Origin of the sequence: Ruegeria faecimaris (genome assembly GCF_900182615.1) — a bacterium.
GTDB lineage: Bacteria > Pseudomonadota > Alphaproteobacteria > Rhodobacterales > Rhodobacteraceae > Ruegeria > Ruegeria faecimaris.
The window spans coordinates 156,471-169,699 of sequence record NZ_FXTE01000003.1; the positions used below are offsets into that span (position 1 = coordinate 156,471).

Genomic DNA, 13,229 nt, shown 5'->3' on the forward strand with positions numbered 1-13,229 from the left:
ATTAGTTTGACGCGGCGTTCAGCTTTTCGTTCTGTTCACGCAGCGTGTCCGAAATGATCGCGTACCATTCGCCGGATTCACGCATTTCGTTCAGGCCCTTGTTGACCATAGCGATGTATTCGCGTGCAAACGGGTTGGTGCGGTGCGCAAGGAAGCTCATCGAGGACAGCGTGGAAACATAGGGGTTTTCTACGATATCTTCCGAGGTCAGGCCCATGTCCTTCATGGTTGCAGCGAAAAGATCGACCTCGAACGCGGCCACATCGGCTGAGCCGGTCAAAACGGCATCCAGACACTCGCGGGCCGAGCTGGGGTGAACCAACGTCAGGTTATCGGAATTCAAGCCGACTTCTTCAAGTACAACCATGCTCCAGCCGTCCATACGACACAAGGTTGCACCTTTGAGGTCTTCGAAGGCCGTCGCTTGTGAGTATTCGCTTTCCGGCAGAGTGAAGAAGCCGCCGACGATGTCATAGACCGGAACCGAAGCAACAAACTCGTTGCACCGGGATTCAGTCGCTGCAGACCACTCATAGGTGTGGTTTGTACAATCTGGAACTGTCCAGGCGATCGAGATGTCGAATGCGCCGAGCGGCAAGAGAGTTTCCAAATGCGAAGTCCAATCGTCGACAAAGCTGACCGAGAAATCTCGGCTGTTGCCGGCACGCTGAAGACTTGTGGTCGCCAGGCGGGTCATGATCCCACCACCACTCAGACTTTCGGTTGTGAATGGCTCCCATCCGTTGCCCGCTACCAACTTGATTGGCGGGGCGTAGACGTTCGAACGTTTCACACTGGCCGCACGCTTTTCTTCTGCTGCGATCAGTTCCTGTGCTGACTGGCCATTCGGCAGACTACCGTCTTCACAGGGCAGGGACAGAACCAATCCAGGCGCCAGCGCGTTTGGGTTGGTGATGATGTTGCGGTTGGCGTTGAAGATCGGCTGATAGTTCGAGGTGCCATAAGCCGCGATGGCGATGGTCGCCATCGTGTCACCATCCGCGACGGTATAGTTGCTACAGGCTTCCTGTGCTGCGGCAGCTCCGGCGCTCAGGGCGGTGACGGCGGTGGCCGAAATCACGACTTTCTTCAGGTTAAATTTATACATGTCCACTTCCTCCAGACTTTTTTGAGTTTAGGCCAATAAGGGCCTTAGCCATTTTCCATTTGATAACGCAGAGCGGTTGAGACGATGTCGCGCCACTCTCCTGATTGCTGCATGATCGCCAGACCCTGATTAAGCGTTTCAAGGATCGCTTCTCCATCAGGATTATCCTTGTGAGTCATGATGTTAAGAGACTTGATCGCTGCCAAGTTGGGGTTTTCTACAATGCGATGCTCGTAACCCAGCCGACCGATTGCCTCGACGGCCAGATGGGCCTCAATTGCGGCGATGTCGGCGGTTCCATCCATCAATGCATGGAAACATTCATCCGGCGAAACCGGGCGCAGCATCGTGATCGCGGGCTCGTACAGCCCCACCGCGTCCATATGCGACAGGGACCAGCCCTCGGGTCGGCAGATGGTTGCACCGGCAAAGTCCGCATATGTCAGGGTCTCTTCATAGCCCGAACCTTCGCGAGCAAAGAACGTGTCCACAACTTCATAGAACGGGTTCGAGAAATTGTAGGTTTCACAACGTGAACGGTCATTTTCAGACAGTGCATCTGCGTCGTCACAATCTGGACGCGACCACGGGAAGGTTGCGTCAAATGCCAGCGTCGGCATCAACAGATCCAGATGTGAAGACCAGTCATTGACGAACTGGATCTTGTAGGACTGTTCCGGCGCTGCGCGCAACATCGCGGTTTCAACAAGATTTGTATATAGACCACGATGCGGCAGAGCTTCATCCGTGAACGGGGAATAGTTGCCGCCAGTGATCAAAATCAACTGACGGTCCCGGATTTCAGGACGTTCACCGGTACCTGCATTGCGGATTAGGGCAGCACCTTCAGCACGCGCGGCCTCGATCTCATCCTTGGCCGCAGCCTTGGCGGCGATGACCGCCTCTGCTTTGGCTTCGGCCACGCGGGACTCGGCTTCGGCGATAGCTTTGGCAGCGCGATCTTCCGCAGCCTTGACAAGTTCGGCGGCCATTTCGGCGGCCATTGCTTCGGCCTCTGTCTGCGGCACGGCAGCTGCGCGCCCGATATCTTCCAAACACGGCAGGGTCAAAACGTCGCCGACGCGGATGACATTGGGATTATTTCCGATTACATCGCGGTTTGCCTCGAAGATGATCCGAAAATCTTCGGTCGAATAGACTGCGATGGTCAGTTCCCGCAGGCTGTCGCCTCGCTGGATTTCATAGGTTGAGCATGCTTCTTGTGCCGAAGCAGCGCCCGTCGCGGCAGCTAGTGCCAGGCTGGATATGATCAGATGGAGTTTCATTGGTCCGGTTGCTTTGCCTCTAGTCGTTTCTTCTGAGTTTGATGACGCCAATCGACGTATTGTCTTGATCCGGGTCGTTCCTGGTTCTCAGTGCCCGCAACAGCGCATCCGCAATATCTTGAGCCAGCGCATCCTCGTTTTCCTCAAGAATTGCCTGAATTTCTGTGTTGCTCAGATATTGCAGACCATCACTTCCCACGATCAGCACATCCGCGGTGCTAAGACCCAATGGTTCTTCCGGGCAATCGACCTTGGGAATTGCGGCGCCCATTATCACCGAAGTCAGTTGGTTTCGGTCGGGGTGAGACGACGCCTGGTCTGGCGTAAGGGTACCTGCAGCAACCTGAGCATCAATCATCGGAGCCATCGAATGGTCTTCGTTGATTTGGCTGAGAGTACGGTCGCGATAGAGATATAGGGGGCTGTCGCCAATCGAAATCCAGAAGACGCGATTATCCAGCAGCAAAACTCCCAACATGGTTGATCCCATGTTGAAATCTTCACCCTGCTCCTCGCAGTAGGTCGAAATCGCGGCATTTGCCTGCATGGCTGCCAAGGGTAAGGCGTCGATCAGCGCTGTCTCAGCCGGAGCGTCTGCTTCAAGTTCGGTATCCAGTGCATCGCGCCAGGCTTTGACCACCAGCTCAGATGCCACTTCTCCTGCCGCATGCCCACCCATTCCGTCCGCAACGATGACATAGCCCGCATCCGCCGCGTCGAACATACGCGACGCGACCGCGTCTTCCTGCGTGTCGCGCTGACCCTGATCCAGGATCAGCGCAAGATCATATGCCGGGGTCGCCAGCATCAATTAAGCATCCCGCCAATCAAAGCCGTCATCGCAGAAGGCTGCAAAACGGATTGAGGTTTCACTGATCCGGATAAGATCGCCAGTGGAGAGTGGAACCGTGCTGAGAACGGGTTTGCCGTTCAGGCGCACCAGATTGGCCTTGCCGCCATGGCCCAAATAGCATTTGCGGTCTTCCGGGTCATAGGCAATTACAGCATGGTTGCTGCGGGAAATCCCAGTGTCGCCAAAGTCCAGCTGGATCGCCTGATCATCATTACGCCCAATCTGCATCAGGCCTTCTGTCAGCGTAACGCTGGAACCGCGGCCGGGGCCGGAAGTTACAACAAGCCATCCTACCGGGAATGTCGCCTGCGCTGCCTCGGTCTTGGCCATAGCCACCGGCTCGGCTGATTCCATCAGGTCCTGAACATGCGTATCCGCGCGCTCGAAGCCCAGGAAGGTGGTTTTCACACGGCTGCGTCTGTCTTCTTTTGCCGCAGGAGCAGGCTGAGGTTGTGCCTCGACCTTTGGGGCAGAAGGCGCTTCTGGTTCCGGATCAACTGTCTCGACGACTACGTCTACGACCGGTTCTTCCATCGCCATTTCAGGCGCGGGATCTTCAATCGTGGCTGTCAGTTCTTCGGTTGACACATGCAGTGTCACAACCGGTTCGTCGTCCTTTGGGTCGGCATCAACTGTAACCTCGGTGGCGCTTTGCACTTCGGCGACCACTTCCTCGACGATAATCTCATCGGCAGTGGCTTGTTCTGCTTCGGAGAACTCCGGCATCTTGTCTTCGGGTAATAGTTCTTCGCTTTCATCGTAGCTATCAGCGGTAGTGTTGCCGCCTGCCAGTGCATTACGAAGTGCGTTGAAATCCGCAATCGGTTCAGCGTTATCAGACTCAGGTGCCGCGACCTCCTCGGTTTCGGTCTCTTGAGGTTTGCCGGCACCTTCGAGAAGCCGGCTAAGGGGGCTTTTATATTTAAACATGGTGTCGACACCTTTGTTTCTTGGCACAGGATCTACGTCCCATGGGGCTGCTACTCACCTCTGCACGTTCGGTACACAGGCACTGATGATTGGGAACAAAAAACTCATTTACCTTCTGCGACGGGCCGGTCCCCGTCAGAGTGATGGCTTTCGCTTCACTCTCAGCAAACACACACAGGCAGATCACAATCAGACCGGATCATTACTCCTGTACCAGGGGCATAACCGCACCCGTTTCAGTACCGTTGCGCAGAACTTTAAAGCGGGCTTCGGACTGGTTTTCAGAAACAAGGAGCTGCAAAAGCGCGTCCAGCCCTTCAGGGTTGGTAATGTTCTGACCGGTATGATTTTCCGAGATCAGCACATCGCCTTTGCGCAGGCTACCTGCTGCGGGCGCGTCTGGTGCAGTGTCAACAACAGTTGCCCAGCCGTTTCCATTGCTGTTTCTGATAGTGAACACATAACCATTCTCGAGACCCAACATGCGAATGGCGGGCAGGGCCAGCAATCCGTTCTGCGCACGGGTTTTTCCGAGTTCCCGATAACGGGCAGTGATGCGGATATACCCATCCGGATCGACCTTCAGGTCATCCAAAATCTGGGCGGCAAAACTTGCATCTGCCTGGACCGGCACTCCGTTCACAGTATAAATTGACGCCCCATGCTGCACCCATTCTCCGATCACGGAAGTATCCAGCGTGGGGTCAATGCCGGTCACGACAACGACGCTGCCAGTCGAGGCGCGGCGTTTCGAGGTCTGGAACGGTATTTCCACATCCCAATGAGAATACGCAATCTGCGTTTCTGCCGGTTGGCCAGCAGCAGCGCTGATTTCTACCGGGTCAGCAGCAACTGGGGCTGCCTCGACAGGTAGCGCTTCGGCGTTTTGCGCCGTGAGGGTATCCGTCTGCTCAACAGGTTCTACGCTTGCGACTTCTTGTTCTGGTGCTTCAGCTTCCGCAGCGGCCGGTTCTGCCGTTTCCACGACCTCTTCCGCAGCGGCCGGTGCCGCCGTTTCCACGGCTTCTTCCGGCTGTTCCGAGGCTGGTGCCTCTGTCTCGGTCACTTGGACCGGCGCTGCTGTCGGTTCGGGGGTTTCTTCGCTGCCACTGAACAAAACGAATCCGCCTGCAGCCAAGGCAACCACCACCGCAGCAGCGCCTGCGATGACTTTACCGCTGCCGCCTGATCCGTTCTTGACGATCGTATCGACCGCAACCGCGGCCTCTTCTTTTTGTGCAAACTTGGCCAGATCGCCCTCAGACTTATCCTCATTACCCAGGGCAATGTCAGGGTTCCCAGCCAACAAGGCAGTCACCACCGCCTCGGCATTTTCACTTTCGGCTTTGATCCGGGCTTGCTCTTCGACTTCGTCCTTACGGTCCATCGCTACGATGACCGAGACCGGACGATAGGCGAACGAGTCAAACATGACGCCGGGACCACGGAACATCCGCAGCCAATCCAGGGCCGTTTGCAGACGATCTGTTGCGTGAACTTCCATCGCTTTGTCGATCGCTTCAAGGAACCCATCGGGATAGTCGCTGTACTGACCTGCGAGGGGCGTATAGGGATCATCCTGGCCATTGTTGAAGGCATTCAGTCGGGTTTGCCCGTCGATCGGACGTTCGCCACTGATGGCGTGATAAAGCGTCGCCGCGAGAACATAGAGGTCGCTGCTGGGTCCCTGATCTGCGCCGCGTACATAGAATTCGTGCGGGGAATAGCCGTCTTTGATAACCCGCAAAGTCAACAGGGCAGCTGATTGATTGGCTGCCTGTTCCCGCGCGGCACCAAAGTCGATGAGGACCGGGTCTCCGTTTTGGTCAATCAGAATATTGTCCGGTGAGATATCGCGATGCAGCATTCCGCTTTGGTGGATGAACGAAACGGCCGACAGCATTTTCTCGGTGACTTGGACAATGAAATCCGGGCCAGCGTCGTTTTCGGGGTTCTCGGAATAATCCAGAAGATCGCAACCCCGGATCAGGTCCATAGCGATATACGCCGTGTCGTTGTCTTCAAAGACCTGATGTACGTCAACGATATTGGGATGAACCAGTCGGGCGTGATTGCGCGCTTCCTGAATGAACAGGTCGATGATCGCGCGCAGATCTTCTTTGTGGTCGGGATTGATGGGTTCAACCGCGTCACCATTCCGACGGCACAGAGCGCCCGGATAGCACTCTTTGATCACGACATCGCGCTCTAGGCTGTCGCGGGCCAGGTAGGTAATCCCAAACCCGCCATTGCTGAGGAAACGAAGAATCTCATACTGCCCGCGCAACAGCTTTGCGCCAGGTTCAAGTCCTTCAATCTTAGGTTCGTCGTGCGTTGCACCGACAGCCTGGTTATGGCTCATTTCATTCCGCCCGTTCTAATCGTTTTGCGGCAAAAAACCTGGGCAAATAGCCCGCAAACACACAACCAAAAACAACCGCAGGACACTCAAGTCGGTTAGACGATTCAAATTTGACTTTATTGGGGCCGCCTGATGGCTTCACTAAGGATCGTTTTTGCGATTGATCTATATGTGGTGTGTATTTGACAGTTTATACTACATATAGAAATATATTGTGATAAAATCGAAAGCTAAAAACAAAATCTTAAGGATTGGTCTACAAATTCGAAACAATAGATTCGTAGGAATCGCTTCTACGATTCGCGGAATTGCCGCTCAGCTTTGAGCGGAAATTTCAGGTTCCGGTCTTTGGCTGTGCCGATTCAACCCGGCTGCCGGCCCAAGCAAGGTTGTCACTCAGCTGTGCCAGGATGCTAATCGCATCCTTCAGTGGCGCAACGCCGCTTTCGAACTGAAGCAAAAGCAACAAGTCCGTGGCCTTTTCGAACTCACCCGGAATCCAATCCGCCGTCGGGTCAATCTCGCCATCGTTTTCCAGGCGCTCGGCGAAATCCTCAACGATTTCCTGACAGCTTTGCAGGAAAGCCGCAGGCTCCATATTTGAGGTTTCCCGCAGGTCCTCATAGATACTGGCAATTGCGGCAAGCCAGTCTTCCAGGATCGGATTGTCGATAGGGGGTAGCACGTTTTCCAGCGTAGCCTGCATAGAGGGCGCGTCGAGGGCGGCTATGTTCGGCACCTGAACGTCAATCGATTTCAGATAGGGCAGAAAGTGCTGTTCCAGATCTTCGCGCGCCGAACTCAGGTCTGCCTGTCGCCGGTTCGAAGCAATATCAAGCACCTGTTCGGCCAGCCCCTGTCCACCGCAGGTTTCCCAAAGGGCGAAATCCGGTTCTGGCTCTTGCGCCATGGCACGGACAGCCACTGGGGTGCCGATCGGCACAACCGAGCGGAACATATTGCGCTTTTCTTTGTTCAAGCGGGCCAACACCCGGTCAAGCGCGTCGCGTACCGGAGGCAAATCTGTATGTGTCACAGCCAATATGCTGTTTGCTCGCAACTCTTCCGGAACCTTAGCCCAAAGATGGCGTTCCGTTTCGCGCCATGCATTTGTGCCGTTGGTGCACCAGATTGCGCAATCCACAAATTTGAGCAGATCGAGCGTCGGTTTATAGGTATCATCCAAAGCGCCTGACCCAGGCAGATCGTAGAGCGATATCTCTTGCAGGGCAGGGGTGTTCAATCCAACAGAGATAAAGTCGGGTTCGTCTTTGGCGGCTTTTTCAAGTGCAATTCCAGAATAGACCTTAGGTTCACGGTCCCACCACCCGACAGTTGTTTCGGGGGTTTCGGAATATGCCACAATAACGAGCGGCAGTTTCAGATGCTGCGGCCCGGTAGGCAGAATATCTGCCCCGGCCAACATGTTGGCCAGGCTGGATTTTCCCGCCCCAAATTCTCCGGCGAATCCAATATTGACCGCGTTTGACAAGCGTTCGGCATGCGCCAAAGCACGGGCGCGCATATCTTCGAGCGCCACGTCGCTCGGCAGGCTTTCGGTCGCGGTCAGAAAGCGCTCGAGCTGCCTCACTTCCTTGTCGGTTCCGGGAAATTCGATCATTCCGCTGCCTCTGCTAGTCTTTCATCTGTTTGATGCTGGCTGAATAGGGTGCCCAGTTCGTCAGAAATATGTTGTGCGTGGTTGAAGGCGGCTTGCGCCTCGGCCCGGGCATTTGTTTCGCCGGTTCCGGCACGATGTTCAAGGTGTGTGGCGAGCAGGGCCAGATAATGGTCCAGCACGGTATTAAGCCGCTCGGTCAAATCACCGCGGGCGGTATCCACCAGATCATCTCCGATCATCTCAAACTCCTGAACGATCATGCGTTCGGCACGGGACACGACACTTTTACGCGAAATCAGCCGGGACAACCAGTTTACCCGAAGTTCAACAGTGATGCCACGGGTCAAAGCGGACGTGTCCGGACGGAACCAGCGAACTGCGCTGGTGTTCATCCGATTGTCGGTTGCGTCCTGCCAGCCGGGCAGAGCCCGCAGCGTGGCATTGCTTTGCATGTCGATTGCGTAGAGCTCGCTCAGCATTCTTTGGCGGACAACTTGGGTGGCCCCCTGAACAAGTTCGCGCATGCGGTCGCGCAGCGGCGTAAAATTCAGCTCGGTTTCTCCGGTTTTCGACAACAGCGGAGAATCTCCGTTCGGGCCGCGAACAACGCCCGACACGGCCTCGGCCACGGTGTCATCCATTACGCCTCTCAGGTTGGCCAGGACGTCATCCATTTCGTCAATGATCTTGGTGGTCTTGTCGCTGACCGAGTTCCGCAGATCGGCCAATATCCTGTTGTTTTCACCAGCGTCTTCTGCCGAGGTTGTGGTGTCGTTCTCGATCGCGCGCAGATGCGCTTTGGACCGGTCCAATTCACCTTGGGCAAAGCTGTTGAGATGCTGCCAGGCCATACGCAGTTGTTCATCGCGCGGGCCTTCTGTCAGCGCTCGGGTCACATGCCGGCGCAGATCGGGCAACCCGGAGGCGATCATAGCGGCAAAGCGCAAAACACCTTCGCGGCTGATCGGGCCGGGGCCTTGTTTGATCTCTTCGACACCGTCCAGATATTGCTTCATCTGATCGGGGTGCGCGCGCAGCCAGGCCAGGACATCGTCGTGATTGATACCGGCTTCGTCACCGGTCAGGGCGTAATGCGCCCATTGGGCACTGCCGGTCAGAACGTCAATGTTCGAGTTCCCAAGTGCCTTTTCAAGCCCGTCCAAAACATCGGCCCGCACCTTGAAGGCATCTTCGGCACCATTTCCCAATTCGTCCACGCGATTGATAAAAACCACGATCTGGCCCAACTCCAGCGCTTGCATTAGGCGGAACAGTTTCAAGTCCGCCCGAGAAAGCGCCTGATGCGCCGACAGGACAACCACAAAGAAGTCGGACTCTTTGAGGTATTGGCGAGAGATCTCTTCGCGGATCAACAGAGGGTCATTTACGCCGGGTGTATCGGTGACCGTAAGCGGAAATGGGAAATGTCCGATGTCAAAATAGACCTCGGCCTTTCGGGTGATGTCGCTGTAAAGGCCCCGGTCCGATGCCGGATCATGTGTCCCACCCTCGGTCGGGTCATCGCCTGCGCAAACATAACGTGCCAAATCATCCGAATTCAGGTCTTCCAGATCATGATGTTGGCCCAGCAGCTGTTCATAGCTATCGCCCAGCCGAAGCTTGGCGCGGGTCTTCATTGCGTCGACCTGTTCTTCGATCATCTCGCGCTTATAACTGTCCTCGTCATCGGGGAACATGTTGCGCAGCTCTTCGCCTTCGGCAATCAGGGACTGCCACTGACGGTTGTCGAAGAAATGGAACTCGGCACCTTGCGCCCGGCCCGACGGGTGGCCGAAATGCATATCAGTGATTACGGTTGTCCAAGGGTTCACATCCGACGGCAGATATTCGGCCTGTCCGGTAAAACCATTGATCAGTCGGGATTTGCCGGCCTTGATCTGACCAACAAAAGCAATCGAGGGCTTCAGGTTCGAAAGATCACCAATGATCCGAGAGATAAACTGCCCGGTTTCGCCATTGCTGACGCCTTTCATCTCGTTGGCTATACGAAGTAACTCGCGACGATTATTCTCACTCATAACACATACCCTGACTACTTTATTTCACGGATCGAATTCGTTGAAAAATTGAACTGTTGGCACCGGATCATTTTTCCGATCCCGTAACTGATTTCCAAAGGTTTACGACGGCTCCCAGTTTGCGCGCTTCATGAATGGCCAGCGCAAATTGTGACCCGTCATGCAGAACGGCAAGCGCATCCCCTTTGCCCCCTGAAGGCCGCATTACAATCAGCTGAGGATGATCCAGCGCGGTGGCGGCGTCACCGTCCCACCCAACAAGATCCTGTGCAAACTGACGAAGCAGATCCTGATCGGCGTGCATGGGTTGCCCGACGTCGCATACTCCTTCGAGCCGCGAGATGGCTGCACCGTCCACGGAAACTTCGGCGCGTCCCAATGCGAACCGTTCAGCGCCATCAAAAAACGCGCTGGCAATGGTTCCTGCTGTCGCCCCGGCGGCGGACGCTGGAATATCTGTTTCTTGCGGGGCAGGCGTGTCGGGAACCAAAGAAACGACCGTCTCGGGCGGCAGCTCGATAGTGCCGCAAGCCTTTGCAATCTCGCTGAAAGTCACACCGACATCATCAACCTCAAGCGCCGTGTCCGGCTGCAGAGAAAGCAACTCCAACGGGGCAGGGGCTGCTGCAATATCGGACACCAATTCGGCCAAGCGAGTCGCAAGCTCTTCACGCGGAGTAGTTTCAAAATCCGGTATCATGCCCGAGCGGACCCGGAAAACATCAGTTACCCGCGAGCTGTTGACCTCCATTGCCAGACAATCGCCATTGGCCGCGGTAAATTCCAGCCGACGCGGCAAAATGGTTCCGCGAATTGTACGCAGGATCTTTTCACGACGAATCTCAGTCGTCTCAGCAGCTAATGTAACCGTCGGATTCAAACGGGCGACCGACAACCGCCCGATGTCTTCGAGCATGTCCAGTATGTCAGTATCCATCATGCCGTGACCCCCTCTGGTCCCGTTATACAGCGGCCGTAACCGGCCCTAGGCTTATGTGCGATTTAGTAAGCGCCAGCCCCACATTGGCACTGTCGCGACAGATGTAGCAGACCACATGGTCCGGGTAGTCCGGGGTCCGCAGGAAAATATTCAGCCGATCCTTTGAAAACACTGCGATTTCGCCAAACCCAGGATTTTCCGTATCGTCGGCGTCGGTCGAACGCAGCAGATTCTCAAACGCGATCACACCGCGCCCCTGAAAAAGGTTGGCCACCGCAATGGCCAGAGTATCCAAGGCTTCGGCACTTTCCGAGTCTGTGACATGGGTGCCTAGCAACATACCTGTCTTCATGTCGACATACCCGGCTGCTATGCAGTCGGGTATGGTCGCCATCGCATCGTTTAATGCTGTTTCGATAGACATCAGTTGCCCTGTCTCCTAGGTTTCTCACGGCTAAAGTACATGTCGTTCAACACCCGTGTCTTCAGAGGTATTGGCCATGGGCCTTACCGCGTTATCTGATTTTCGCGCATTGTGGTCGGCCGTGATTTGGTCAAACTCCTCAAGAAATGCTTGAAATACCTTCTTCAACGCTTCTGGGTTGGTGGGCATGTCTTCGCCATCCGTGACCTCGCGCCACATCGCCGCCGCGCTAAGCGGGGTGTCGACGGACACGTTTACAATGTCTTCAAACGAGCCCGCGATTTCCGGTCTGCTCTCTGGCATGGCGACAACCTGAGTGTTCATCAGGCCATTGGTTTCCGGCTCTGGTTCGAACTCATCCTCGGCATCATCCGATTGTTCAGCCATCAACGCTGTGATCGAGGATACGGAAAGTTCGACCGGGGTTTCTTCCGGCTCTGCCTGAGCGGTCTCTTCGGGCTCCGGAACATCTGTAAGCTGGTCCTCCAAAGAGGCCATGAATGTGTCAGCTTCGTCTTCGTCACTGAACAGGTTTTCTTCTTCAGCAACTTCGGCTTCCGCAGAAAGTGGCTGAACTTCAACAATGTCAGTTTCATCAATGACGGATACGGCCTGTGGGTCTGTTTCATCATCCTCGGTAGGAGCAACGGACAGATCGGCAACGTCCGAGTCCTCGGGAGTGGTCTCCCGGAAGAACGCCCGCAATTCGTCTTCTTTTTCTTCTTTTACGATCTCGGCGCCCGAGGTCATGTCGGCGCGCAGACGTTCGGCCTCTTGTGGGTCAATGCGCGGGGCACGTTCAACCTCATCAGGGCGCAGTTCGACCCGGGCAGGGCGCACGGGGAATTGTGTCACCACCTCGGGCTCTGTTCCCTCATGCAGCGGGTTTACCAGCTTCAGCGGAGCGGTTCCCTGTACATTCGAGAAATTGCGCCGCGGGCGCAGCGGGTGTACCTGAGGAGCATCGGACAAGCTGGTGTCAATTTGATAACGCGCCAGCTGATGAGCGCGGCTGTCCATGATCAGTTCTGTGATTTCCAGGAAGCTGTCGACCATCTTGCCACCGCCACTGCGGGTCCACAATTCGGCGTCCCCACTTTTGTCGCGGGCCATGATGGCATCACGGGCTGAAAACAGGATCGAACGGTTGAACAGGTGACCTGCTTCGCGGTTCACACGACGAAGGACCTTTTGGCGATCCTTGACATCCAAAACGTCTGCACGTGTGACCAGCAGCAATGAATTATGTTGCAACCGTTCGGGCAGGGAAACCCAGGTTGCCCGTTCCGTTTCGCGCCATGCCTGCGTGGCGTGCGTACACCAAATAACGCCATTTGCCTGACCGACAGCCCGTCGCCAGACATCAGTAGAAATCTTGGGGTCGGAAATACCCGGAGTGTCAATCAGGTCGACGGCTTCAAGAATGTCGGATTCCAGAAATATGCGAATAAACTGGGCATCATTCACCCCGACTTGTTCCAGCTGGTCCAGGTTGATGTTTTCGCGAGTTCCGTCAGGGCGTTGTACATAGGCCGACCTTCTACCCCAACTGAACCAAACTGGTGGCAGCTGTGTGGCTGTAACCTGTGTAGGCAGTGCCTCCGAGCGCAGCAGAAAGTTCATCAAGGTTGATTTGCCGGCGCTGAATTCCCCCATAAGTGCGAAA

Annotated in this window: 10 protein-coding genes; all 10 read right to left on the minus strand. The window is 55.5% G+C overall.

The genetic code is table 11. The features are described from left to right. Position 1: 1 nt before the first annotated feature. On the minus strand, positions 2-1,108 hold the full coding sequence (locus tag FN806_RS08945) for a transporter substrate-binding domain-containing protein (protein ID WP_142636241.1): 1,107 nt from the start codon (positions 1,106-1,108) through the stop codon (positions 2-4). A gap of 44 nt (positions 1,109-1,152) precedes the next feature. Then, a complete protein-coding gene (locus tag FN806_RS08950; protein WP_142636243.1) occupies positions 1,153-2,394 on the minus strand; it encodes a transporter substrate-binding domain-containing protein in 1,242 nt (413 codons plus the stop codon). A 19-nt stretch (positions 2,395-2,413) separates the two neighbouring features. Further along, on the minus strand, positions 2,414-3,202 hold the full coding sequence (locus FN806_RS08955; protein ID WP_142636245.1) for a PP2C family protein-serine/threonine phosphatase: 789 nt from the start codon (positions 3,200-3,202) through the stop codon (positions 2,414-2,416). Between the two features lie 3 nt (positions 3,203-3,205). Then, positions 3,206-4,177: an FHA domain-containing protein gene (locus FN806_RS08960; RefSeq protein ID WP_142636247.1), complete on the minus strand. Its 972-nt coding sequence runs from the start codon at positions 4,175-4,177 to the stop codon at positions 3,206-3,208. 202 nt (positions 4,178-4,379) lie between these two features. Next, positions 4,380-6,539 carry a serine/threonine protein kinase gene (locus FN806_RS08965; RefSeq protein ID WP_142636249.1) on the minus strand — a complete coding sequence of 720 codons (2,160 nt, stop codon included), beginning with the start codon at positions 6,537-6,539 and terminating at the stop codon, positions 4,380-4,382. Between the two features lie 334 nt (positions 6,540-6,873). Beyond that, positions 6,874-8,160, minus strand: a complete 1,287-nt coding sequence (locus FN806_RS08970) for a dynamin family protein (RefSeq protein WP_142636251.1) — start codon at positions 8,158-8,160, stop codon at positions 6,874-6,876. Further along, positions 8,157-10,199: a dynamin family protein gene (locus FN806_RS08975; protein WP_142636253.1), complete on the minus strand. Its 2,043-nt coding sequence runs from the start codon at positions 10,197-10,199 to the stop codon at positions 8,157-8,159. The genes FN806_RS08970 and FN806_RS08975 overlap by 4 nt, the downstream gene beginning before the upstream one ends. 67 nt (positions 10,200-10,266) lie before the next feature. Further along, entirely contained in the window at positions 10,267-11,139 is an 873-nt protein-coding gene (locus tag FN806_RS08980; RefSeq protein ID WP_142636255.1) for a hypothetical protein, read from the minus strand. A 22-nt stretch (positions 11,140-11,161) separates the two neighbouring features. Next, a complete protein-coding gene (locus FN806_RS08985) occupies positions 11,162-11,563 on the minus strand; it encodes a hypothetical protein (RefSeq protein WP_142636257.1) in 402 nt (133 codons plus the stop codon). 30 nt (positions 11,564-11,593) lie between these two features. Beyond that, positions 11,594-13,186 (minus strand): P-loop NTPase family protein, encoded by a 1,593-nt coding sequence (locus tag FN806_RS08990; protein ID WP_246097205.1) that lies wholly within the window; start codon positions 13,184-13,186, stop codon positions 11,594-11,596. Positions 13,187-13,229: the final 43 nt, after the last annotated feature.